Origin of the sequence: Citrobacter sp. L55, assembly GCF_002850715.1 — a bacterium.
In the GTDB taxonomy this organism is placed as follows: Bacteria; Pseudomonadota; Gammaproteobacteria; order Enterobacterales; family Enterobacteriaceae; genus Citrobacter; species Citrobacter braakii.
On record NZ_KZ559401.1, the window covers coordinates 466,626 to 489,052 of the forward strand.

Here is a 22,427-nt window from a genome sequence, read left to right on the forward strand (position 1 = left end):
TCTGAGTCAGACAAGTAGAAAGTGATTTAAATTGTTAAATTTTACGACGCCCATTTTTATCATTCATAATTAACACCATGCCGGCCAGCTGAGATAACTCTTTTTCGGCGGGGGATTTTTCATTGCGACTCAACGATTCACTGCATATTTCCCAGTTACGGGTAGTTGTTCACCTGTGCGGATTTCTGGTTCTTCTCTACAGCTTCTCCATGCTGCCGCCGATGACCATTGCTCTGTTAAATAAAGAGCGGAGCTTTTTCGCTTTTTTCAGCACATTTATGACGTTCTTTACCCTCGGCGGTGGAGCGTGGCTGGCAACCAAACATGCAGGAATTCAACTACGAACCCGGGATGGCTTTGTCATCATCGTCCTGTTCTGGCTGCTGTTTTCGTTTATCAGCGCCATGCCGATGTGGATGGACGATGGCTTAAATCTCTCCTTTGCCGATGCCCTGTTCGAAGGGGTTTCCGGGATAACCACCACTGGCGCTACGGTGATTGACGACGTCAGCGCCTTGCCGAAATCGTATCTGTACTATCGGGCTCAGCTCAATTTTATTGGCGGCCTGGGGGTTATTGTCCTTGCCGTGGCGGTATTACCCCTGCTGGGTATTGGTGGTATGAAGCTGTATCAGTCTGAAATGCCAGGTCCCTTTAAAGAAGAACGCCTCACGCCAAGGCTTGCTGATACCGCTCGTACGCTGTGGCTGACCTACGTCATTCTCGGCCTTATTTGTACTCTGGCCTACTGGGTTGCCGGGATGTCGTTTTTCGATGCCTTATGCCACGGGCTGTCGACGGTCTCTCTCGGCGGATTTTCCACCCGTAGTGAGAGCATCGGCTTTTATAACAGCCACGCTATTGAGTTAGTCGCCGGACTGTTTTCACTGCTGTCTGCGTTTAACTTCACTCTCTGGTACGTAGCTATTGTGAAACGTACCTTTAAGCCCTTTCGTCGTAATGCCGAGCTGCGTTTCTTTCTGCTTATTGCGCTGGTTGTCACCCTGATCGCCACCTGGCAGGTCTGGCGGGCGGGTATGTACGGGATAACGGACAGCCTGGTGCATGCCTTTTTTCTGGCCAGCTCCATGCTGACAGATAATGGCCTGTCGACGGCGGATTATGCGCAGTGGCCTTCGCACACGATATTCATGCTGCTCAGCGCCAGTTTCTTCGGCGGTTGTGTCGGCTCGACCTGCGGGGGGATTAAGGTGCTGCGTTTTTTGATTATGTTCAAGCAATGCCGTCAGGAGTTACACCAGCTCGCGCATCCTCGCGCCCTGCTGAATATCAAAGTGGGCAATAACGTGGTAAGCGACCGAGTAGTGCGTTCGGTATGGAGCTTTTTCTTTCTCTACGTTTTATTTACCAGCTTTTTTATCTGGGCGCTCAATCTGATGGGCTACGATCTCTTCTCCTCTTTCGCCACCGTTGCCGCCTGCATCAATAACATGGGGCTGGGATTTGGCATCACCGCAACGACGTTTGGCACCTTAAACGAGGAGGCAAAACTTCTGATGTGCGCGGCCATGATCATGGGGCGTCTGGAGATTTACCCCATACTGATCCTGTTCTCGCGCATGTTCTGGCGGGCGTAACGGAAACTCCGGCGCATTACGGCGCCGGGTTCACCAATATCTGTCCGATCGAACCACGATCCGCCATTTCCAGCGTCTGACTGTTAAAGTAGAACGGGAAATGAGCCCAAGAAGGTTGTCCGTAGTAGACCAGTAATTCAACCTGGCCGTCGACCCAGACGGTATCTTTCCAGCCCCGGTCTTCCGGGAACGGCATTGCGCCATTCACATTACGGATCAGGAACGAGACGCCTTCGATATGGAAAGACTGAGGCATATCCGCTCGTACCGTCCAGCGCTCCCAGGAGCCCTGCTGAGCGGTAATATCCATGCGGTTGACGTCCCACAGCTGACCGTTGATGCCGGGATCGTCATCCAGACTGATATCACGGCTGCGAATCGGTGAACCACTGAGGATTTCCGTTGGCAGCAGGCGCATTGGCAGACTGTCGGTCACCAGCGGCAGGAGACCGGTCGGGCGCAGCGTCAATACCAGCGTGGAGATGAGAATACTGGAAGGCTCAAAGAATCCGCGGATCCTGTCGACAATGCTGGCCGCCTCACCACAGGTGATAGAGACCTCATTTCCGTTAGTCATATCCACCAGGATCTCACGGCGCTCGCCAGGCGCCAGCGAGAGCTGCTTCACCGAAACGGGCGCAGGTAAAAATCCCTGATCGCTGGAAATCACATGCAGCGCGCGGCCATCGCTCATTTGCAACTGGTAACGACGCGAGTTTGAAGCGTTCAGCAAACGCAAACGCACCCAGCCGCGAGAGACTTCGACATACGGGCTTTGCGCCCCGTTGACCAGCAGCGTATCACCGACAAAACCACCGCTGCCGGGTTCGCTATATTCCGGCGTACCAAAGTTGTCCAGACGCTTGTCCTGGATAATGATCGGAAAATCATCCACGCCGTAGTGGTTGGGAATAGACAGTGATTTACTCACTTCATCTTCAATCAGCCACATTCCGGCAAGACCGTTATAAACCTGCTGGGCAGTACGATTTGGCGTATTGGCGTGATACCACAGCGTAGCGGCATTCTGACGAATCGGCAGCACTGGTGCCCAGTCTGCATTAGGGGACATCATGCGCGCCGGGCCGCCCATCAGCGGGCCTGGCACCTGTAATCCAGCGACAGTCATCGAGACATTTTCAGTCAGACGGTTGCTGTAGATAAGCTTGACGTCATCCCCTTTCCAGACGCGGATCGTCGGTCCCAGGTAGCGACCGTTAATCCCCCAGACAGGTGCGCGCGTGCCTTGCGTGAAGGACCAGTGGGCGCGTTGCAGCGTCATAAATAACGGCTGCCCCCGACGGGACTCCAGCAGCGGAGGTACGGGTAACGGTTGTTGCTGACCGGCAGCATTAGCCTTCAGCGGAACAGCACCTGCACACAGTGCGATCCCCGATGCCTGAATGAACTGACGCCGACTGAATGACATATAAACTCCATGAAAAACTGGCGATTAACACGCAGGAAATCTTTTCCTGTAACAAACCCGAATTGCGCGGATTAAACCTTACCGGCGGCTTCCCGCTCAGCAACTTCTTTATCGAGTTCTGCGATTTTTTGTTCCATCAGCGTACGGCAATGCGCTGCCAGTTCACGAACCTGATCTTTCCCAAAGTGGCTAATATCTACCGGCGGCAACATCTCTACAATCGCCAGACCATTATTGAGTCGGTTGAGTTTTATCTTATTCGAGGTGGTTGAAACGCACACCGGAATAACCGGGACACCCGCCGCAATCGCCGCATGAAACGCGCCGGTTTTAAACGGCAGCAGACCGCGACCACGGCTGCGCGTTCCTTCCGGGAACATCCAGATAGAAATACGACGTTTTTTGAAATGATTCACCACCGCCGCAATGGTGCTGTGCGCTTTGGTACGGTTGTTTCTGTCAATCAGCAGGTTGCCGGTTAACCAGTACAGCAGCCCGAAGAATGGGATCCACAACAGGCTTTTTTTGCCTACTGTCACCGTCGGCGGCTGAACGATATTCGCAGCGGTAACCATGTCATAGTTGTTCTGATGATTACAAATATAGATAGCATTACCATAGTTCTGCGCGTCTGCCGGCATGCGGCACTCAACCTTCAGGCCATAAAGGGGAGCCAGGCGGCCAAACATATGACCGAACGTTGCGACGTGTTTTGGATTTCGTGGGCTGAACAGACAGTATATGCAACCGAAAATACAGACCAGAACGCAGTAAATAACAGTAATGATTAAACGAAAAATATATAGCATAACAACCTCTGAGGCCTAAGAGCCTGGCATTTTACGTCACCTGATTCATCACGCAGTATCAGGTTAGGGCTTTGTTAAGGGCGGCTCTCTGGAAAAGCGTATTGTTAATCGCAACGCACGAATAAACAACGGTTTCACGGGAATTTTTAACGTTGGCTCTCCCCGGGCTAAAACAGGGAGAGCCGGACGGTAGCGTTATTCTTCGCTGTCGCCGTGACTGGCGCGTCGAGGCGAGTCAATGTCAATGCGATCGATACGCTGCAGACCACGCATTAGCGTACCGCGACGGCCACGCTCGCCGGTCACTTTCTGCAACTCTTCAGGACGCAGTTTAATTTTGCGCTTACCGACGTGGATAGTCAGCGTGCTTTGTGGCGGCAGCACGTAGAGCTGCGCCAGGCCATCTTCACCTTTCGCCGCTTCCGCTGAAGGGATATTGATAATCTTGTTCCCTTTGCCTTTTGACAATTGCGGCAAATCGCTTACCGGGAACATCAACATGCGACCGGCCTGGGTGATTGCCAGCAGCATATCGGTTTCATCTTCAATCACAACCGGCGGCATAACGCGCGAATTTTCTGGCAGCGTAATCAATGCCTTACCAGCACGGTTACGAGCTACCAGGTCGTTGAAGGTGCAGACAAAACCGTAACCCGCATCGGATGCCATCAGCAGTTTCTGATCGTCGCCTTCCATCAGCATGTGCTCAACCGTCGCGCCCGGCGGCAGCGTGAGCTTCCCGGTCAGCGGTTCACCCTGTCCACGCGCCGACGGCAGCGTAATCGGGTCGATGGCGTAGCTGCGTCCGGTCGAGTCCACGAACACCACTGGCTGGTTGCTCTTACCCTTCACCGCAGACTTAAAGCTGTCGCCCGCTTTATAGCTTAATCCCGGCGCATCAATGTCGTGGCCTTTCGCGCTACGCACCCAACCACTCTGGGACAGCACAATGGTCACTGGCTCTGACGGCAGCATGTCGTGCTCGCTCATCGCCTTCGCTTCTTCACGTTCCTGCAGCGGAGAGCGGCGTTCGTCGCCATAGGCCTCGGCATCAGCCTGCAGCTCTTTCTTCAGCAGGTTACTCATTTTACGCTCGGAAGCCAGAATGCCTTGCAGCTGATCGCGCTCTTTCGCCAGCTCATCCTGCTCGCCGCGGATTTTCATCTCTTCGAGTTTGGCAAGGTGGCGCAATTTCAGCTCAAGAATGGCTTCAGCCTGGGTTTCAGAAATGCCAAACCGCGACATCAGCTCGGGCTTAGGTTCATCCTCATGACGAATAATTTCGATCACTTCGTCAATGTTGAGGAACGCCACCAGCAAACCTTCAAGGATATGCAGGCGTTTAAGCACTTTTTCCAGACGATAGTTCAGGCGACGACGTACGGTATCGCGGCGAAACGCCAGCCATTCGGTGAGGATCTCCAGCAGATTTTTCACCGCCGGACGACCATCAAGACCGATCATATTCAGATTGATGCGGTAGCTTTTTTCCAGATCGGTGGTGGCAAACAGATGGTTCATCACTTGCTCCATATCCACACGATTGGAGCGCGGGACAATCACCAGACGGGTCGGGTTTTCGTGATCCGATTCGTCGCGCAGGTCGTCTACCATCGGCAGCTTTTTATTGCGCATTTGAGCGGCGATCTGCTCCAGCACTTTTGCCCCGGAAACCTGATGCGGCAGTGCGGAAATCACCACCGCGCCGTCTTCTTTCGTCCATACCGCGCGCATACGTACGGAGCCACGTCCGTTTTCGTAAATCTTACGAATCTCCGCCCGCGAGGTAATGATCTCCGCTTCGGTCGGGTAATCCGGCCCCTGCACGATGTCCAGCAACTGATCCAGCGTTGTTTTCGGTTGCTCAATCAGGGTAATCGCCGCTTTCGCCACTTCACGCAGGTTGTGTGGCGGAATGTCCGTCGCCATACCAACGGCAATACCGGTCGTGCCGTTCAACAGAATATTTGGCAGACGCGCAGGCAGCATCTTCGGCTCCTGCATGGTGCCGTCGAAGTTTGGCACCCAGTCCGACGTTCCCTGGCCGAGTTCACCCAGCAGAACTTCCGCATATTTAGACAGACGGGATTCGGTATAACGCATCGCCGCGAAAGATTTCGGATCGTCCGGCGCCCCCCAGTTCCCCTGCCCGTCGACCAGCGGATAGCGGTAAGAGAACGGCTGCGCCATCAGCACCATCGCTTCATAACAAGCGCTGTCGCCGTGTGGGTGGTATTTACCCAGTACGTCACCGACGGTACGGGCGGATTTTTTAAATTTGGCGCTGGCATTCAGCCCCAGTTCGGACATCGCGTACACGATGCGACGCTGAACGGGTTTCAAACCATCGCCAATAAACGGCAACGCCCTGTCCATGATGACGTACATGGAGTAGTTCAGATAGGCGGTTTCCGTGAATTCATGCAGCGCCAGGCGCTCTGCCATATCGCTCATTAATCGTGGTTCCTCAACTTTGTACCCCTCTATTGAAGGGCAATATTGCCGCAGATACTACCCTATCTGGCGTGTTGAGTCACAAAGAAAAGGGCCACGAGTGCGGCCCTGATGGGGATTATTTGGCAACTTTGGTAATCTGTTTCACGTCGATTTCAACGGAGTTCCAGTCTTTATCCACTTCCCCCTGGATTTCAACCACATCCTGCGGTGTGACGGTTACGCCGTTCCAGCGCTTGTGGTCGATATCCACATTCACTGTGCCGGTCGCATCTTTAAACACATACAGATCGTCGGAAATACGCTCAACGATGTTCCCACGCAGGGTAACCCAAGTGTCATCACGCAGTGATTTGGCGCTTTCTACCGTCGCGCTGCTACCATTCGGGCCGACAAATCCGCCATTTTGGCTTTGCGTGGTGGTTGTCGGTCCAGAGAAACCGCCCTGCTGCGCTGCCAGAACAGGTGCGGAACACAGTGCCATTACGGCAACCATTGCAGCTAATTTTTTCATCGTCATGTCTCCCTTTCATTTTGGTTTACGACTATTAAATAAGTTAATCCTTAACAAGTTCTTAAGGCAAAAAAAGATACTTTTTTTGCTGTACAGAGGCTGTAGTCGCAAGGTTTACTGACGCTAATGAGAGCGGCTGCAGGGAAGAACATATGCGTATTTTACTGATCGAAGATGACACATTGATCGGCGACGGCCTGAAAACAGGTCTGAGTAAAATGGGTTTCAGCATCGACTGGTTTACCGAGGGTCGCCAGGGGAAAGAAGCGCTCTACAGCGCCCCTTATGATGCGGTGATCCTCGACCTGACGCTGCCAGGCATCGACGGACGGGACATCTTGCGCGAATGGCGAGCCAACGGAAAGCAGGAGCCAGTGCTGATTCTGACCGCTCGCGACGCGCTGGCGGAACGCGTTGAGGGTCTGCGTCTCGGCGCGGATGACTATCTGTGCAAACCCTTTGCGCTGATCGAAGTTGCCGCCAGGCTGGAGGCGCTGGTGCGCCGTGCCAGCGGCCAGGCGAGCAACATATTGCGCCATGGCCAGGTGACGCTCGATCCCGGTGCGCTGGTTGCCACGGCGGCAGATGAGCCTTTGTCTCTCAAACCCAAAGAGTTCGCTCTACTGGAGCTGCTGATGCGCAATAAGGGTCGCGTCCTGCCCCGCAAACTGATTGAAGAAAAACTGTATACCTGGGACGAAAACGTCTCCAGCAATGCGATTGAGGTACACGTCCATCACTTACGCCGTAAGCTCGGCAGCGACTTTATCCGTACCGTGCATGGCATTGGCTACACCCTGGGTGACACATGAAACTCACACAACGCCTCAGCCTGCGCGTCAGGCTAACGCTTATTTTTCTGATTCTGGCATCAGCAACCTGGGCCGTTTCGAGCTTTGTAGCCTGGAAGCAGACCACCGACAATGTCGATGAGCTGTTTGATACCCAACTGATGTTGTTCGCCAAGCGGCTTAGCACGTTGGATATCAGCGACGTCACCACCTCAAGCAATATGGCTCGCACGCCGAAGAAGCTCAAGCACGGCCATATTGATGACGACGCGCTGACGTTTGCCATCTTCACCATCAACGGCAAAATGGTATTGCACGATGGCGACAACGGCCAGGACATTCCCTACAGCTACACCCGCGAAGGCTTTACCGATGGCCAACTCAAGGGGGACAACGACGCATGGCGTTTTCTGTGGCTGAATTCCGCTGACGGCAAATACCGCATTGTGGTAGGCCAGGAGTGGGAGTATCGAGAGGATATGGCGCTGTCGATCGTCACCGCCCAGTTAACACCGTGGTTGATTGCGCTGCCGCTGATGTTGCTAATCCTGGTGGTCATGATTAGCCGTGAACTCAGGCCGCTAAAAAAACTGGCGCAGGCTCTGCGCTGGCGCTCACCGGAATCGGAAGAGCCGCTCGATCCGAAAGGTGTGCCAAGCGAAGTACGCCCGTTGGTTGAATCGCTCAATCAATTGTTTACTCGCACCCATTCCATGATGGTTCGCGAACGGCGTTTCACTTCTGATGCTGCCCACGAGCTGCGCAGCCCGTTGACCGCGCTGAAAGTACAAACAGAAGTGGTGCAACTGTCAGACGACGACCCGCAAACGCGGGAAAAAGCGCTGGTACAGTTGCATGCGGGAATTGAACGCGCCACCCGACTGGTCGATCAGTTACTGACGCTTTCACGCCTCGACTCCCTCGACAATCTTCAGGATGTGGCGGAAATCTCGCTGGAGGAGCTTTTGCAATCCGCGGTGATGGATATCTACCATCCAGCCCAGCAGGCGCACATCGACGTGCGTTTGCAGATTAACGCGCACAACATCATGCGCACAGGACAGCCGCTGTTGCTGAGCCTGATGGTACGAAATCTGCTGGATAATGCGATCCGCTACAGCCCGCGGGGTAGCATTGTGGAAGTGACGCTCAACGCCCGTAATTTTAGCGTCAAGGATAATGGTCCTGGCGTTGCGCCAGAGGTCCTTACGCACATCGGGGAACGCTTTTATCGTCCACCGGGACAAAGCGTGACTGGCAGCGGTCTCGGCCTATCGATTGTCCGCCGTATCGCAATATTGCATGGAATGTCAGCCTCGTTTGGCAACGCTCCGCAAGGTGGCTTTGAAGCGAAGGTCAGTTGGTAATTGCGTTATTATTGCTCAAATAGCAAAAGACTTTGCACATTTTGCTAATTTCACCGCGTCGCTGGTAGGGGTAAAATCGTCTTCAAACGTATTTCCCTGAGGACACAAAATGAGCAACATTCTGATTATCAATGGTGCGAAAAAATTCGCCCACTCCAACGGTCAGTTAAACGACACCCTGACCGAGGTCGCGGATGGCCTTCTGCGCGACCTCGGGCATGATGTTAAAATCGTGCGCGCCGACAGCGACTATGACATTTCTGATGAAGTACAGAACTTCGTCTGGGCCGATGTGGTTATCTGGCAAATGCCTGGCTGGTGGATGGGTGCGCCGTGGACCGTGAAAAAATACATTGATGACGTGTTTACCGAAGGTCACGGTACGCTGTACGCCAGCGATGGTCGCACGCGTTCAGATGCGTCTAAAAAATACGGCTCCGGTGGGCTGATTCAGGGCAAAAAATACATGCTGTCACTGACCTGGAACGCACCGATGGAAGCTTTCACTGAAAAAGATCAGTTCTTCCATGGCGTTGGCGTTGATGGCGTTTATCTCCCGTTCCATAAAGCAAACCAGTTCCTGGGAATGGAAGCGCTGCCGACCTTTATCACCAATGACGTGATTAAAATGCCGGACGTCCCGCGTTATATCGCAGAATATCGCAAGCATCTGAGCGAAATTTTTGGTTAACTGGTAACCTGGAATTAGAAGGAGTTAACCATGCTTACCGTTATTGCAGAAATCCGTACACGTCCAGGTCAACATCACCGCCAGGCGGTACTGGATCAATTCGCTAAAATCGTTCCAACCGTACTGAAAGAGGAAGGCTGCCACGGCTACGCGCCGATGGTCGATCATGCTGCTGGCGTCAGTTTTCAGACCACAGCCCCGGACTCAATCGTGATGGTTGAACAGTGGGAAAGCATTGCGCATCTTGAAGCGCATTTGCAGACACCGCATATGAAAGCCTATAGCGAAGCCGTGAAAGGCGACGTGCTGGACATGAGTATTCGTATTCTGGAGTCTGGCATTTAAGATTGTCGATTTGCCGGATAACGCCATAAACAGACGTATCCGGCTTATATTGCAATCCTCAGGCCTGGTAAGCCCAGCGCCACCAGGCATTCACGGTCAATTACCCTTCGAGATCCGCCAGGTCGCCTTTCTCCTGCAACCAGTTACGGCGATCTTCAGAACGCTTCTTGGCCAGCAGCATATCCATCATTGCGTTGGTACGCTGATCGTCTTCGTCATCGATGATGAGCTGCACCAGGCGGCGGGTGTTCGGATCCAGCGTGGTTTCACGCAGCTGCATCGGGTTCATTTCACCCAGACCTTTAAAGCGCTGCACGTTCGGCTTGCCTTTCTTGCGTTTTAACTGCTCCAGCACGCCCGCTTTCTCTTCTTCCGTCAGCGCGTAATACACCTCTTTACCGAGGTCGATACGGTATAACGGCGGCAGCGCCACATAGACGTGACCGTGTTTCACCAGCGTACGGAAGTGTTTCACAAACAGCGCGCACAGCAGCGTGGCGATATGCAAACCATCGGAGTCCGCATCCGCCAGAATACAGATCTTACCGTAGCGCAGCTGGCTCAGATCATCACTGTCCGGATCGATGCCGATCGCCACCGAAATATCGTGAACTTCCTGCGAAGCCAACACTTCATCGGAAGAGACTTCCCAGGTGTTGAGGATCTTACCTTTCAGCGGCATGATCGCCTGATATTCACGATCGCGCGCCTGTTTAGCCGATCCGCCCGCCGAGTCACCTTCGACGAGGAACAGTTCGGTGCGATTAAGATCCTGTGCGGTACAGTCCGCCAGTTTCCCCGGCAACGCCGGACCGCTGGTCAACTTCTTGCGCACCACTTTTTTCGCGGCCCGCAGACGACGCTGGGCGCTGGAAATCGCCATCTCAGCCAGCAGTTCGGCTGATTGCACGTTCTGGTTCAGCCACAGGCTGAAAGCATCTTTCACCACGCCAGAGACGAATGCCGCGCACTGCCGCGAAGAGAGGCGCTCTTTGGTTTGTCCGGCAAACTGCGGATCCTGCATTTTTACCGACAGCACGTAAGCACAGCGATCCCAGATATCTTCCGCCGACAGCTTCACGCCGCGCGGCAGAATATTGCGGTATTCACAGAACTCGCGCATTGCATCCAGCAGACCCTGACGCAGGCCGTTAACGTGCGTACCGCCCTGCATGGTTGGGATCAGGTTCACATAGCTTTCAGTCAGCAGCTCGCCGCCTTCCGGCAGCCAGAGCAGCGCCCAGTCCACGGTTTCTGTTTCACCGCTGAAATTACCGATAAACGGTTTTTCCGGCAGCGTCGGCAAGCCATTTACCGCTTCGCTCAGATAGTCATTCAGGCCATCCTGGTAGCACCAGCGCTGTTCACTGTTATTGACCTCGTCCTTAAAGGTGATCTCAACGCCTGGGCACAGCACCGCTTTGGCTTTCAGTACGTGCGTTAAGCGCGAAACGGAAAAACGCGGGCTGTCAAAGAAGCTTTCATCCGGCCAGAAGTGCACGCTGGTTCCGGTATTGCGTTTACCGCAGGTACCTACAACCTGTAAATCCTGCACCTTATCGCCGTTCTCAAACGCGATGTTGTACACCTGCCCGTCGCGGCGCACGTTCACTTCCACACGCTTCGACAGGGCGTTGACCACGGAGATCCCCACCCCATGTAAACCACCAGAGAACTGATAGTTTTTGTTGGAGAACTTACCGCCTGCGTGCAGACGACAGAGGATCAGCTCTACCGCCGGAACGCCCTCTTCAGGGTGAATGTCTACCGGCATGCCGCGGCCATCATCAATAACTTCCAGAGACTGGTCGGCATGTAAAATCACGTCCACGCGTTTTGCGTGGCCCGCCAGTGCTTCATCCACACTGTTATCAATCACTTCCTGTCCAAGATGGTTCGGACGGGTTGTATCGGTGTACATCCCCGGGCGACGGCGTACCGGCTCAAGCCCAGTGAGTACCTCAATGGCATCAGCGTTATAAGTTTGCGTCATGGTTTAAATAAGCAATTCGAATTGATCGTCAGAAACTGTGCAGTCCAAGGAAATCGACAATCGGGTTGAAATAATCTTCGAAGCCCGTGAATGCGTGGTTTCCGCCCTCAATAACTGTCTGGCGGCAGGAGGCGTAATACGCCACCGCCTGGCGGTAGTCCAACACTTCATCGCCCGTTTGTTGAAGCAGCCAGATCAAATCCGGCGCTTCCAGCGGGTCAATCTGCATGACTTTAAGATCGTAAATATGGCGTGACTCTAGCACATATTGCTGCCCCGTGTAGGGGTTCTCGTTTTGACCGAGATAGTCGACCAGCAGTTCATAAGGTCGAACAGCAGGGTTCACCACCACCGCGGGCAGCATAAAACATTGCGACAGCCAAGTGGCGTAATAGCCTCCTAGCGAGGAACCGACAATTCCCAGCGACTCTCCGCCATGTTCGAGAATGATCGATTCCAGCATCTCTGCGGCCTGGGCCGGATACGGTGGCAACTGGGGTACGATCATCTCAACGTGCGGATGATGCTCCGCCAGCCAGTTTTTCAGCAAACATGCCTTCGCCGAACGAGGAGAACTATTAAATCCGTGAAGATAAAGAAGCGTAGACATCAGTAGCCTTCTGAAGCGGTATCAGGGTGGAACCGATTACCCTGCAGACGGCGTACCTGCGTCTGCAACGTCCCGTCAGCAAAAAGCTCCAGCGTCCGCCAGCCGGGGCTGATGGTATCTAACGTGAAGTTGGAACAGTGTGGCTTAAACTGCACACAGGTCGACGGCGTCGCCAGCAGCCGGCGTCCGTTCCAGTCCAAATCCAGTTCCTGATGAATATGCCCACACAACAAATACTTGGCACGAGGATAATTCACCAGCACGTTATCCAGCTCTGCGGCATTACGCAGGCTATGCTGATCGAGCCAGCTACAGCCTGCCGGCAGAGGATGATGATGCAGAAGCAGCAAAGTATTGCGCTCAGGCGCATCGGCAAGTTTACGTTCCAGCCATTCGAGTTGAAATTCGCTTAATTCACCGTGGGGAACGCCGAACACCTGGCTGTCCAGCAACAGGATTTGCCACTGTTCACCAATAAAGACGCGTTTAGCGGGTGAGATCCCCGCGTCCTGTAGCGCGCTGTACATTGCCGGCTGAAAATCGTGATTGCCCGGTAGCCAAACGCAGGGCGCACGAAAGCTTGCGATGCCCTCAGCAAAATGCTGATAGGCCGCAGCGGATTGGTCCTGCGCCAAATCACCAGTCGCGACGATCAGATCGTATTCAGGCGACTCTGCATGTATTGCATCCAGTACGGATTGATAGCTGTCCCAGGTGTTTACACCCAGCAGCGTTTCATGCTTTTCGGCAAACAGGTGAGTGTCTGTAATTTGTAAGATCCTGACTCTGGCCTCACCAGCCAAAGGAAGGGTTAACAGGCTTTCCAAATGGTGTCCTTAGGTTTCACGACGCTAATAAACCGGAATCGCCATCGCTCCATGTGCTAAACAGTACCGTAACCAGTCGGCCAGAAACTGATTAATTTGATGCTTTTCGTCGCGTTGATGCAACTTTTTATTTGGATAATCATACCGCGCTTTGAAGCGAAAGATCTGCTGACTCGAACACACTTCGGCCACCCTCGCGTCATGATACAGGCGGACTGTCAATGACGGCAGGCTCCAGTAAGTGACCGCGGGTGCCGTTTGTTCGATCGCGACAAGCGTAGTGTATCGGGTCGATTCAACGATCGTTAACCGATATTGTGCGTTTGCGACCTGATAGCTCACTGTTTCATCGGCTGCGTCATTACGCGGCAGCAGACGGCGCAATTGCGAATAGTTGGTTTCGCACAGGCGCATCATTTCAGGGAAGTCAGGTGTGTAACGCTTCATTTTTTCCACTCAGTTTTTAACTCTTGATAGTGCAGCTGTAACCATTGCAAGGCGATGACAGAAGCCGCGTTGTCGATTTTCCCCTCTTCAACCCATTGATAAGCCTGCTCCCGGCTCACCACATGAACACGAATATCTTCGTTTTCATCAGCCAGACCGTGGATCCCGCTCGCGGTCGTGGCGTCCACTTCGCCAACTAAAATAGACAGGCGCTCACTGGTGCCACCAGGGCTTGCCAGATAGCTCAGAACGGGCTTGGTACGTTTAACTTCCAACCCGGCCTCTTCCATCGCTTCACGACGAGCCACATCCTCAACGGTTTCGCCCTCTTCAATCATTCCGGCCACCATTTCCAGGAGCCACGGACTTTCGCTGGTATCAAACGCTGCGATACGGATCTGCTCGACCAGAACAACTTCGTCCCGCTCAGGGTCAAAGGGTAGCAAGACTGCCGCGTGTCCGCGCTCAAAAATTTCGCGCTTTACCTCACCGCTCATACCACCGTTAAACAGGCGATGGCGGAACCGATAAAGATCCAGTGAAAAAAAACCGCGGTATAGCGTTTCTCGTGCAATAATTTCTACATCATTTTTAGTGAAAGTCATTGGCAAGTTGTCTGGTTTACGCATTGTGCTGTCCTGAAACCAATAGTGATTAAAATGTGAATTTCAAGGTCGTTTGACTGATGTTTGAACGCCCTTGTGTTAAATTGATGCAAATTAACGCCGTATGGCACGTAACGCCAACTTTTTGAAGTGGCGGATTCTGCTAGAATCAGCAAATATTTTTACAATTTGATCAGCGCTAAATACTGCTTCACAACAAGGAATGCAAATGAAGAAATTGCTCCCCATCCTTATCGGCCTGAGCCTGTCGGGGTTCACTACTTTGAGCCAGGCTGAAAACCTGATGCAGGTTTATCAGCAAGCACGCCTGAGCAACCCGGAATTGCGTAAATCCGCCGCCGATCGCGATGCTGCATTCGAAAAAATTAACGAAGCGCGTAGCCCATTACTGCCGCAACTAGGTTTAGGTGCCGATTACACCTACAGCAATGGCTACCGTGATGCAAATGGCGTCAACTCCAACGCAACCAGCGCGTCATTACAATTGACTCAGACGCTGTTCGACATGTCTAAATGGCGTGCCCTGACGCTGCAAGAAAAAGCAGCAGGCATCCAGGACGTAACGTATCAGACCGATCAGCAAACGCTGATCCTGAATACCGCTACCGCTTATTTTAACGTACTGAACGCGATTGACGTGCTGTCTTACACTCAGGCACAGAAAGATGCGGTCTATCGTCAGTTAGATCAGACCACACAGCGTTTTAACGTGGGCCTGGTCGCCATCACTGACGTACAGAACGCCCGTTCACAATACGATACCGTGCTGGCGAACGAAGTTACCGCGCGTAACAATCTCGACAACGCGGTAGAACAGCTGCGCCAGGTGACCGGTAACTACTACCCCGAACTGGCTTCGCTGAACGTTGATGGCTTTAAAACCAACAAACCGCAGGCGGTGAACGCGCTGCTGAAAGAAGCAGAAAACCGCAACCTCTCATTATTGCAGGCGCGTTTGAGCCAGGATCTGGCGCGTGAACAGATTCGTCTGGCGCAGGATGGTCACTTACCGACGCTGGGTTTGACCGCCTCTACCGGCGTTTCTGACACCTCCTACAACGGGTCGAAAACCAACACCTCCCAGTATGACGACAGCAACATGGGCCAGAACAAAATCGGTCTGAACTTCTCGCTGCCGCTGTACCAGGGCGGGATGGTTAACTCGCAGGTGAAACAAGCGCAGTACAACTTTGTTGGCGCGAGCGAACAACTGGAAAGCGCACACCGTAGCGTGGTGCAAACCGTGCGTTCTTCGTTCAACAACATTAATGCTTCTATCAGTAGCATTAACGCGTACAAACAAGCGGTTGTCTCTGCCCAAAGCTCTTTAGATGCGATGGAAGCAGGCTATTCCGTAGGTACCCGTACCATCGTGGATGTGTTGGATGCCACCACCACGCTGTACAACGCCAAGCAGCAACTGGCGAATGCGCGTTATACCTATCTTATCAACCAGCTTAACGTCAAATCTGCGCTCGGTACGCTGAACGAGCAGGATCTGGTGGCGCTGAATAATACGCTGGGTAAACCGATCCCGACTTCTCCGGATAACGTCGCGCCGCAAAATCCGCAGCAAGATGCCGCTGTGAATGACTTCAACAGCAACGGCAATATGCCTGCGGCTCAACCAACGGCTGCACGTTCAACCAGCAGCAACGGTAACAACCCGTTCCGTAACTGATGCTGATGATGGGGCTTCGGCCCCGTCTGAACGTAAGGCAACGTAAAGATCCACCCCTTCTTCCGCATTCTCGCCTCTTCCCGCTTCAATTTCGACCAGTCATCCTCTATTCTGAGCAGAGTTACCACTGGGTCCTGGAAGACATAAATGAAACGGACAAAATCTATACATCACGCCTCGTTCCGCAAAAGCTGGAGCGCGCGCCACCTGACTCCTGTCGCTCTGGCAGTTACCGCTGTTTTTATGCTCGCGGGCTGTGAAAAGAGTGACGAAACGGTTTCGCTTTATCAGAACGCGGACGACTGCTCTGCAGCTAATCCGGGTAAAAGCGCCGAATGTACCACCGCGTTTAACAATGCGCTGAAAGAAGCTGAACGCACCGCGCCAAAATACGCCACTCGCGAAGACTGTATCGCTGAATTCGGCGAAGGCCAGTGCCAACAGGCACCTGCACAAGCGGGCATGGCGCCGACCGGTGAAGGCCAGGCTCAGGCGCAGAATCAAAGCAGCGGCAGCTTCTGGATGCCGCTGATGGCAGGCTATATGATGGGCCGCATGATGGGTGGCGGTATGGGCGCTCAGCAGCCGCTGTTCAGCTCGAAAAATCCGGCCAGCCCGGCATACGGCAAATATACGGATGCTGGCGGCAAAAACTACGGCGCCGCAACGCCGGGTCGCACCATGACCGTACCGAAAACCGCCATGGCGCCGAAACCGGCTACCACCTCTACCGTAACCCGCGGTGGATTTGGCGAATCTGTGGCTAAACAGAGCACCATGCAGCGTAGCGCAAGCGGTACTACCACTCGTTCAATGGGCGGCTGATCGTCATGGAAAGAGTCAGTATTGTTGAGCGCCCGGACTGGCGCGATAAAGCCACCGAATACGGTTTCAACTTTCACACTATGTACGGCGAACCGTACTGGTGTGAGGATGCGTATTATAAGCTCACGCTTGCTCAGGTCGAAAAGCTGGAAGAGGTCACCGCAGAGCTGCATCAAATGTGTCTCAAAGTGGTGGAAAGGGTCATCGCCAGCGATGAGCTGATGACCAAGTTTCGCATTCCGAAGCATACCTGGGGCTTTGTCCGCCAGTCCTGGCTGACACAGCAGCCGTCGCTCTATTCGCGTCTCGATCTGGCGTGGGACGGCACGGGCGAGCCTAAGCTGTTAGAAAACAACGCCGATACGCCAACCTCTCTGTACGAAGCTGCGTTTTTCCAGTGGATCTGGCTGGAAGACCAACTCAATGCAGGCAACCTGCCGGAAGGCAGCGATCAATTCAACAGTCTGCAGGAAAAGCTGATCGAGCGTTTCGCCGAGCTGCGTGAGCAGTATGGTTTTCAGTTGCTACATCTGACCTGTTGTCGCGATACGGTGGAAGACCGCGGAACGATCCAGTATCTGCAGGATTGCGCTGCCGAAGCTGAAATCGCCACTGAATTCCTCTATGTCGAAGATATTGGTCTTGGTGAAAAAGGTCAGTTCACGGATATGCAGGATCAGGTCATTGCTAACCTGTTCAAGCTCTATCCGTGGGAATTCATGCTGCGCGAAATGTTCTCCACCAAGCTGGAAGACGCTGGCGTTCGCTGGCTGGAACCAGCCTGGAAGAGCATCATCTCCAACAAAGCGTTATTACCGCTGTTGTGGGAAATGTTCCCGGATCATCCGAATCTGCTGCCTGCGTATTTCGCCGAAGATGACTATCCTCAGATGGATAAATTCGTCGTAAAGCCGATCTTCTCACGTGAAGGCGCGAACGTTTCCATTATCGAAAACGGTAAAACGATCGAAGCAGTGGAAGGGCCGTACGGCGAAGAAGGTATGATCGTGCAGCAATTCCATCAGCTACCGAAGTTTGGCGACAGCTATATGTTGATCGGCAGCTGGCTAATCAACGATCAACCAGCTGGCATTGGCATTCGCGAAGACCGCGCGTTGATCACGCAGGATCTCTCGCGTTTCTATCCGCATATTTTTGTCGAATGACTGAGAGTGCCGGGTGGTAGCTGCGTCTTACCCGGCCTACAGCACGAACTGTAGGCTCGATAAGCGCAGCGCCATCGGGCATTTATCATCCGACCTGCACCGACAACATACTCAAACTTCCCATCTCAATCCCGTCAACAGGAATAGTCACCGGCTCTTTGCCATCCCAGGCACCTAATACATACAGCAGCGGCAGATAGTGATCCGGTGTCGGATTCGATAACGATCCCCCTTCATGATCGAGATAGTTCACCAGCGGGTGCTGTTCAACCGGTCCCTGCCATGTCAGGTTTGCTTTAACATATTCGTTGAATGAGGTCGCCCACGGATATGGCGTGTTCTCACCGTGCCAACGCGCAGTGCGCAGGTTATGCACCACGTTGCCGCTGGCTACCAGCATAATGCCCTCATCACGCAGTGCCGCCAGCTTGCGGCCAATTTCAAAATGCCAGGCCGCAGGTTTGGTACTGTCAATGCTCAGCTGCACCATCGGAATATCCGCATGCGGGTACATCTTGATCAGCACGCCCCATGAACCGTGGTCAAAACCCCACGCCTCTTTGTCTAAGGTAACGGGCACTGGGGCCAGCAAGTCAACCAGATGCTGCGCCAGTTCCGGTGATCCAGGAGCCGGGTAATGGGTGTCATACAGCGCCTGCGGAAAACCGCCAAAATCGTGGATTGTTTTAGGCGCTTCCATCGCCGTCACGCCCGTGCCACGAGTGAACCAATGCGCCGAGACCACCACAATGGCTTTCGGGCGCGGCAACGTTTCCCCCAGTTGCTGCCAGGCGCGGGTATAAACGTTATCTTCCAGAACATTCATCGGGCTACCGTGGCCCAAAAACAATGCTGGCATACGAGTTGAAGACATGATGATATCCTTACTGAGGGAGTCATTTTGATACCACCACAATACGCTTATTCGGCTGATGAAGAACTCAGATAACCATGATGAAGATCATCAGTTATTTTGACGATCCAACCCGGACAGCAGATTGATAAGGAGTTTTATTTGTCGATGTCAGTACCTTTACTTCTGACTTTACTGGCAGGCGCCGCCACGTTTATCGGCGCATTTCTCGGCGTGTTAGGGCAAAAACCCTCCAACCGCGTACTCGCCTTTTCGTTAGGCTTCGCCGCAGGGATTATGTTACTGATCTCACTGATGGAGATGCTCCCAGCCGCACTGGCTGCTGAAGGTATGTCGCCGGTATTGGGCTACGGAATGTTTATCGTTGGCTTACTGGGATACTTTGGCCTGGACCGCCTATTGCCGCACGCGCACCCTCAGGATCTGGTACAGAAAACCACGCGGCCTCTGCCCGGCTCCATTAAACGTACCGCGATTTTATTAACGCTCGGCATTAGCCTGCACAACTTCCCGGAAGGGATAGCGACGTTTGTTACCGCCAGCAGCAACCTCGAGCTAGGCTTTGGTATTGCCCTTGCCGTCGCATTACACAATATTCCTGAAGGATTAGCCGTTGCGGGTCCAGTCTATGCAGCCACGGGCTCCAAACGGACGGCGATATTCTGGGCCGGGATCTCGGGCATGGCGGAAATCCTGGGTGGCGTACTGGCGTGGTTAATTCTGGGGAGCCTGATCTCGCCGGTGGTGATGGCGGCAATAATGGCAGCAGTCGCAGGAATTATGGTGGCGCTGTCCGTCGATGAGCTAATGCCGTTGGCAAAAGAGATCGACCCGAATAATAATCCCAGCTATGGGGTACTTTGTGGAATGTCGGTGATGGGGTTAAGTCTTGTCATCCTCCAGTCCATGGGGATCGGCTAATTCAGAGGGCGGATGCCACCCTGCTAATTTACAGCATCCGCTCATCCATAGCAGAACGTGAAGGACTATTCCTGTTCCTTAACCGCGCTGTTATCTTCGCCAGAACGACGAAAGAGTTTGTTTCGCGCCTCGAGTAATGCATCCCGGTCTTGCCGAAATGCCCGACAATAACGCTTCATATGGCAATAATAACCAACTGCAACGAGTGCAATTAATACAATCCAGTACCAGGCGATAAACATTCTTTTACCCTTAAAATTTAACATCATTAAACATTTAACGTTAAAATTTTACACAACCTTATTCTGACATACTCCTATAGTGGCATATTCCAGAAACAAATATATGATTTCGATCATATAAACCAGCAGCTATGCAAATAGTTAACACCGTTATAAAAAATAAAACAATGTCGACAAGATCACACTGCGCAATAATAAATATTGCCCTTAAAATAACGCACTCATACCATCCAAAAAATAATAAAAATTAGCGCCTGCAAAATAATACACCTCATCAATATTAATATATTCACCATAAAAGTAGCATCGGCAATACCATTTTTTATTATATTCACATCGTAAAAACATAATATATTCAGCACTGTTATATCTAAAGATAATATAAGGAGATATATCCATGTTTACACAGTACCGAAAAACACTTCTAGCCGGAACGCTTGCACTGACGTTTGGCTTTGTCGCAGGTAATTCATTTGCCGCTGGTTTCCAACCAGCCCAGCCCGCAGGAAAATTGGGTGCGATAATCGTTGACCCATACGGAAACGCCCCTCTTACCGCACTGGTTGAATTAGATAGTCACGTTATTTCGGATGTTAAAGTTACCGTTCATGGTAAAGGTGAAAAAGGAGTCCCAATTACCTATGCCGTCGGCAAAGAATCCCTCGCCACCTACGATGGGGTTCCTATTTTTGGCCTTTATCAAAAGTTCGCTAATAAGGTCACTGTTGAATATAAAGAAAATGGCAAGGCCATCAAGGAAGATTACGTGGTGCAAACATCTGCCATCGTTAATCACTACATGGATAACCGTTCTATTTCCGATTTACAGCAAACAAACGTTATTAAGGTCGCACCTGGCTTTGAAGACCGTCTCTATCTGGTGAATACCCACACCTTTACCGCGCAGGGCGCAGAATTCCACTGGCATGGTGAAAAAGATAAAAATGCCGGTATCCTGGATGCAGGTCCGGCCGGTGGCGCATTACCCTTTGATATCGCACCCTTTACCTTTGTCGTTGATACGGAAGGCGAATATCGTTGGTGGCTGGATCAGGACACTTTCTATGACGGTCATGACATGGATATCAACAAGCGCGGTTACCTGATGGGGATACGGGAGACACCGCGCGGCACCTTCACCGCCGTACAGGGCCAGCACTGGTATGAGTTCGATATGATGGGCCAGATTCTGGCCGACCATAAGCTGCCGCGCGGATTCCTCGACGCATCGCATGAGTCCGTCGAAACGGTGAACGGCACCGTACTGCTTCGCGTGGGTAAACGTGATTATCGTAAGGAAGATGGCATTCACGTACAAACTATCCGCGACCAGATTATTGAAGTCGACAAATCCGGTCGTGTTGTTGACGTGTGGGATCTGACAAAAATTCTCGATCCGATGCGTGATGCACTGCTGGGTGCGTTGGATGCGGGCGCGGTATGCGTCAACGTGGACCTCGCTCATGCCGGCCAGCAGGCAAAACTGGAGCCAGATACCCCCTACGGTGATGCCCTCGGCGTGGGTGCGGGTCGTAACTGGGCGCACGTTAACTCCATCGCCTTTGACGCCAAAGACGACGCCATCATTATCTCTTCCCGCCATCAAGGGGTTGTCAAAATCGGTCGCGATAAACAGGTTAAGTGGATCCTTGCACCGTCTAAAGGCTGGAATAAGGCGCTGGCAAGCAAGCTGTTAAAACCGGTTGATGATAAAGGCAACGCACTGAAATGTGATGAAAATGGCAAGTGCGAGAATACCGATTTCGATTTTACCTACACTCAACACACCGCATGGCTCTCCAGCAAAGGAACGCTTACCATTTTTGACAACGGCGATGGCCGTGGACTCGAACAACCGGCGTTACCAACAATGAAATACTCCCGTTTCGTAGAATATAAAATTGACGAGAAAAAAGGGACCGTCCAGCAAATTTGGGAGTACGGAAAAGAGCGCGGTTATGATTTTTATAGCCCTATCACCTCGGTTATCGAATATCAAAAAGATCGCGACACCATGTTTGGCTTTGGTGGTTCGATTAATTTATTTGACGTTGGACAGCCAACCATCGGCAAAATCAACGAAATTGACTACAAAACAAAAGAAGTCAAAGTCGAAATTAATGTCCTGTCCGATAAGCCAAATCAAACTCACTACCGTGCATTGCTGGTTCATCCACGCCAAATGTTTAAATAATTACATTAGATTAAGGATTAATT

The 22,427-nt window shown here is 52.5% G+C and carries 21 protein-coding genes; 10 read left to right on the forward strand and 11 right to left on the reverse strand.

Annotation, left to right across the window (positions count from 1 at the left end):
• Positions 1 to 122 precede the first annotated feature (122 nt).
• Positions 123 to 1,598 carry a TrkH family potassium uptake protein gene (locus B9P82_RS09685; RefSeq protein WP_016157477.1) on the forward strand — a complete coding sequence of 492 codons (1,476 nt, stop codon included), beginning with the start codon at positions 123 to 125 and terminating at the stop codon, positions 1,596 to 1,598.
• Between the two features lie 16 nt (positions 1,599 to 1,614).
• On the opposite strand, the gene ftsP is transcribed toward B9P82_RS09685, so the two are convergent.
• From ftsP to B9P82_RS09705, 4 genes are all read right to left on the reverse strand, one after another.
• Positions 1,615 to 3,027, reverse strand: a complete 1,413-nt coding sequence (ftsP, locus tag B9P82_RS09690) for a cell division protein FtsP (RefSeq protein ID WP_046276172.1) — start codon at positions 3,025 to 3,027, stop codon at positions 1,615 to 1,617.
• 71 nt (positions 3,028 to 3,098) lie between these two features.
• Entirely contained in the window at positions 3,099 to 3,836 is a 738-nt protein-coding gene (gene plsC, locus B9P82_RS09695; protein WP_016154509.1) for a 1-acylglycerol-3-phosphate O-acyltransferase, read from the reverse strand.
• Between the two features lie 195 nt (positions 3,837 to 4,031).
• Positions 4,032 to 6,290 carry a DNA topoisomerase IV subunit A gene (parC, locus tag B9P82_RS09700; protein WP_016157479.1) on the reverse strand — a complete coding sequence of 753 codons (2,259 nt, stop codon included), beginning with the start codon at positions 6,288 to 6,290 and terminating at the stop codon, positions 4,032 to 4,034.
• A gap of 118 nt (positions 6,291 to 6,408) precedes the next feature.
• Complete coding sequence (locus tag B9P82_RS09705) at positions 6,409 to 6,804, reverse strand: YgiW/YdeI family stress tolerance OB fold protein (protein WP_016154511.1); 396 nt, start codon at positions 6,802 to 6,804, stop codon at positions 6,409 to 6,411.
• A 152-nt stretch (positions 6,805 to 6,956) separates the two neighbouring features.
• On the opposite strand from B9P82_RS09705, the gene qseB reads away from it, so the two are divergent.
• The 4 genes from qseB to B9P82_RS09725 all read left to right on the forward strand — a co-directional run bounded on the left by qseB (position 6,957) and on the right by B9P82_RS09725 (position 9,998).
• Positions 6,957 to 7,616, forward strand: coding sequence for a quorum sensing response regulator transcription factor QseB (gene qseB, locus B9P82_RS09710; RefSeq protein WP_046276171.1), 660 nt, complete (start codon positions 6,957 to 6,959; stop codon positions 7,614 to 7,616).
• On the forward strand, positions 7,613 to 8,962 hold the full coding sequence (gene qseC / locus B9P82_RS09715) for a quorum sensing histidine kinase QseC (RefSeq protein WP_047358645.1): 1,350 nt from the start codon (positions 7,613 to 7,615) through the stop codon (positions 8,960 to 8,962). Before qseB ends, qseC begins: the two co-directional genes overlap by 4 nt.
• A gap of 109 nt (positions 8,963 to 9,071) precedes the next feature.
• Entirely contained in the window at positions 9,072 to 9,653 is a 582-nt protein-coding gene (locus tag B9P82_RS09720) for an NAD(P)H-dependent oxidoreductase (protein WP_016154514.1), read from the forward strand.
• Between the two features lie 30 nt (positions 9,654 to 9,683).
• A complete protein-coding gene (locus tag B9P82_RS09725) occupies positions 9,684 to 9,998 on the forward strand; it encodes a putative quinol monooxygenase (protein WP_016154515.1) in 315 nt (104 codons plus the stop codon).
• Positions 9,999 to 10,098: 100 nt separating this feature from the next.
• Here B9P82_RS09725 and parE read toward each other — a convergent pair whose 3' ends face one another.
• The 5 genes from parE to nudF are packed head-to-tail and all read right to left on the reverse strand — an operon-like array spanning position 10,099 to position 14,504.
• A complete protein-coding gene (gene parE / locus B9P82_RS09730; RefSeq protein ID WP_003024571.1) occupies positions 10,099 to 11,991 on the reverse strand; it encodes a DNA topoisomerase IV subunit B in 1,893 nt (630 codons plus the stop codon).
• Between the two features lie 28 nt (positions 11,992 to 12,019).
• Positions 12,020 to 12,601, reverse strand: a complete 582-nt coding sequence (yqiA, locus tag B9P82_RS09735) for an esterase YqiA (RefSeq protein WP_003024575.1) — start codon at positions 12,599 to 12,601, stop codon at positions 12,020 to 12,022.
• Positions 12,601 to 13,428 carry a 3',5'-cyclic-AMP phosphodiesterase gene (gene cpdA / locus B9P82_RS09740; protein ID WP_016154517.1) on the reverse strand — a complete coding sequence of 276 codons (828 nt, stop codon included), beginning with the start codon at positions 13,426 to 13,428 and terminating at the stop codon, positions 12,601 to 12,603. The genes yqiA and cpdA overlap by 1 nt, the downstream gene beginning before the upstream one ends.
• 24 nt (positions 13,429 to 13,452) lie before the next feature.
• Positions 13,453 to 13,875 (reverse strand): DUF1249 family protein, encoded by a 423-nt coding sequence (locus B9P82_RS09745; RefSeq protein ID WP_016154518.1) that lies wholly within the window; start codon positions 13,873 to 13,875, stop codon positions 13,453 to 13,455.
• Positions 13,872 to 14,504, reverse strand: coding sequence for an ADP-ribose diphosphatase (nudF, locus tag B9P82_RS09750; protein WP_016154519.1), 633 nt, complete (start codon positions 14,502 to 14,504; stop codon positions 13,872 to 13,874). The genes B9P82_RS09745 and nudF overlap by 4 nt, the downstream gene beginning before the upstream one ends.
• Positions 14,505 to 14,703: 199 nt before the next feature.
• Here nudF and tolC point away from each other — a divergent pair, with 199 nt between their 5' ends.
• The 3 genes from tolC to B9P82_RS09770 all read left to right on the forward strand — a co-directional run bounded on the left by tolC (position 14,704) and on the right by B9P82_RS09770 (position 18,173).
• Entirely contained in the window at positions 14,704 to 16,182 is a 1,479-nt protein-coding gene (gene tolC / locus B9P82_RS09755) for an outer membrane channel protein TolC (RefSeq protein WP_088583064.1), read from the forward strand.
• Positions 16,183 to 16,329: 147 nt separating this feature from the next.
• Positions 16,330 to 17,007 (forward strand): DUF1190 family protein, encoded by a 678-nt coding sequence (locus B9P82_RS09765; RefSeq protein WP_016154521.1) that lies wholly within the window; start codon positions 16,330 to 16,332, stop codon positions 17,005 to 17,007.
• A gap of 5 nt (positions 17,008 to 17,012) precedes the next feature.
• Positions 17,013 to 18,173, forward strand: coding sequence for a glutathionylspermidine synthase family protein (locus B9P82_RS09770; protein ID WP_019077698.1), 1,161 nt, complete (start codon positions 17,013 to 17,015; stop codon positions 18,171 to 18,173).
• 85 nt (positions 18,174 to 18,258) lie between these two features.
• Here the strand turns inward: B9P82_RS09770 and ygiD are convergent, their stop codons facing one another.
• The gene (gene ygiD, locus B9P82_RS09775; protein ID WP_016154523.1) at positions 18,259 to 19,047 is read right to left on the reverse strand and encodes a 4,5-DOPA-extradiol-dioxygenase; all 789 of its coding nucleotides are present in this window, start codon (positions 19,045 to 19,047) and stop codon (positions 18,259 to 18,261) included.
• 147 nt (positions 19,048 to 19,194) lie between these two features.
• Between ygiD and zupT the strand changes: the two genes are divergently transcribed.
• The gene (gene zupT / locus B9P82_RS09780) at positions 19,195 to 19,968 is read left to right on the forward strand and encodes a zinc transporter ZupT (protein ID WP_016157488.1); all 774 of its coding nucleotides are present in this window, start codon (positions 19,195 to 19,197) and stop codon (positions 19,966 to 19,968) included.
• Positions 19,969 to 20,033: 65 nt separating this feature from the next.
• On the opposite strand, the gene B9P82_RS28460 is transcribed toward zupT, so the two are convergent.
• Positions 20,034 to 20,210, reverse strand: coding sequence for a hypothetical protein (locus tag B9P82_RS28460; protein ID WP_016154525.1), 177 nt, complete (start codon positions 20,208 to 20,210; stop codon positions 20,034 to 20,036).
• Positions 20,211 to 20,607: 397 nt separating this feature from the next.
• On the opposite strand from B9P82_RS28460, the gene B9P82_RS09790 reads away from it, so the two are divergent.
• A complete protein-coding gene (locus B9P82_RS09790) occupies positions 20,608 to 22,404 on the forward strand; it encodes an aryl-sulfate sulfotransferase (RefSeq protein WP_047358649.1) in 1,797 nt (598 codons plus the stop codon).
• The last annotated feature ends 23 nt before the right edge of the window (positions 22,405 to 22,427 follow it).

Coding starts and splice junctions, on each gene's coding strand:
- ftsP (WP_046276172.1), bottom strand. CDS start 3,027: ATGTCATTCAGTCGGCGTCAGTTCATTCAGGCATCGGGGATCGCACTG.
- plsC (WP_016154509.1), bottom strand. CDS start 3,836: ATGCTATATATTTTTCGTTTAATCATTACTGTTATTTACTGCGTTCTG.
- parC (WP_016157479.1), bottom strand. CDS start 6,290: ATGAGCGATATGGCAGAGCGCCTGGCGCTGCATGAATTCACGGAAACC.
- B9P82_RS09705 (WP_016154511.1), bottom strand. CDS start 6,804: ATGAAAAAATTAGCTGCAATGGTTGCCGTAATGGCACTGTGTTCCGCA.
- qseB (WP_046276171.1), top strand. CDS start 6,957: ATGCGTATTTTACTGATCGAAGATGACACATTGATCGGCGACGGCCTG.
- qseC (WP_047358645.1), top strand. CDS start 7,613: ATGAAACTCACACAACGCCTCAGCCTGCGCGTCAGGCTAACGCTTATT.
- B9P82_RS09720 (WP_016154514.1), top strand. CDS start 9,072: ATGAGCAACATTCTGATTATCAATGGTGCGAAAAAATTCGCCCACTCC.
- B9P82_RS09725 (WP_016154515.1), top strand. CDS start 9,684: ATGCTTACCGTTATTGCAGAAATCCGTACACGTCCAGGTCAACATCAC.
- parE (WP_003024571.1), bottom strand. CDS start 11,991: ATGACGCAAACTTATAACGCTGATGCCATTGAGGTACTCACTGGGCTT.
- yqiA (WP_003024575.1), bottom strand. CDS start 12,601: ATGTCTACGCTTCTTTATCTTCACGGATTTAATAGTTCTCCTCGTTCG.
- B9P82_RS09745 (WP_016154518.1), bottom strand. CDS start 13,875: ATGAAGCGTTACACACCTGACTTCCCTGAAATGATGCGCCTGTGCGAA.
- nudF (WP_016154519.1), bottom strand. CDS start 14,504: ATGCGTAAACCAGACAACTTGCCAATGACTTTCACTAAAAATGATGTA.
- tolC (WP_088583064.1), top strand. CDS start 14,704: ATGCAAATGAAGAAATTGCTCCCCATCCTTATCGGCCTGAGCCTGTCG.
- B9P82_RS09765 (WP_016154521.1), top strand. CDS start 16,330: ATGAAACGGACAAAATCTATACATCACGCCTCGTTCCGCAAAAGCTGG.
- B9P82_RS09770 (WP_019077698.1), top strand. CDS start 17,013: ATGGAAAGAGTCAGTATTGTTGAGCGCCCGGACTGGCGCGATAAAGCC.
- ygiD (WP_016154523.1), bottom strand. CDS start 19,047: ATGTCTTCAACTCGTATGCCAGCATTGTTTTTGGGCCACGGTAGCCCG.
- zupT (WP_016157488.1), top strand. CDS start 19,195: ATGTCAGTACCTTTACTTCTGACTTTACTGGCAGGCGCCGCCACGTTT.
- B9P82_RS28460 (WP_016154525.1), bottom strand. CDS start 20,210: ATGTTTATCGCCTGGTACTGGATTGTATTAATTGCACTCGTTGCAGTT.
- B9P82_RS09790 (WP_047358649.1), top strand. CDS start 20,608: ATGTTTACACAGTACCGAAAAACACTTCTAGCCGGAACGCTTGCACTG.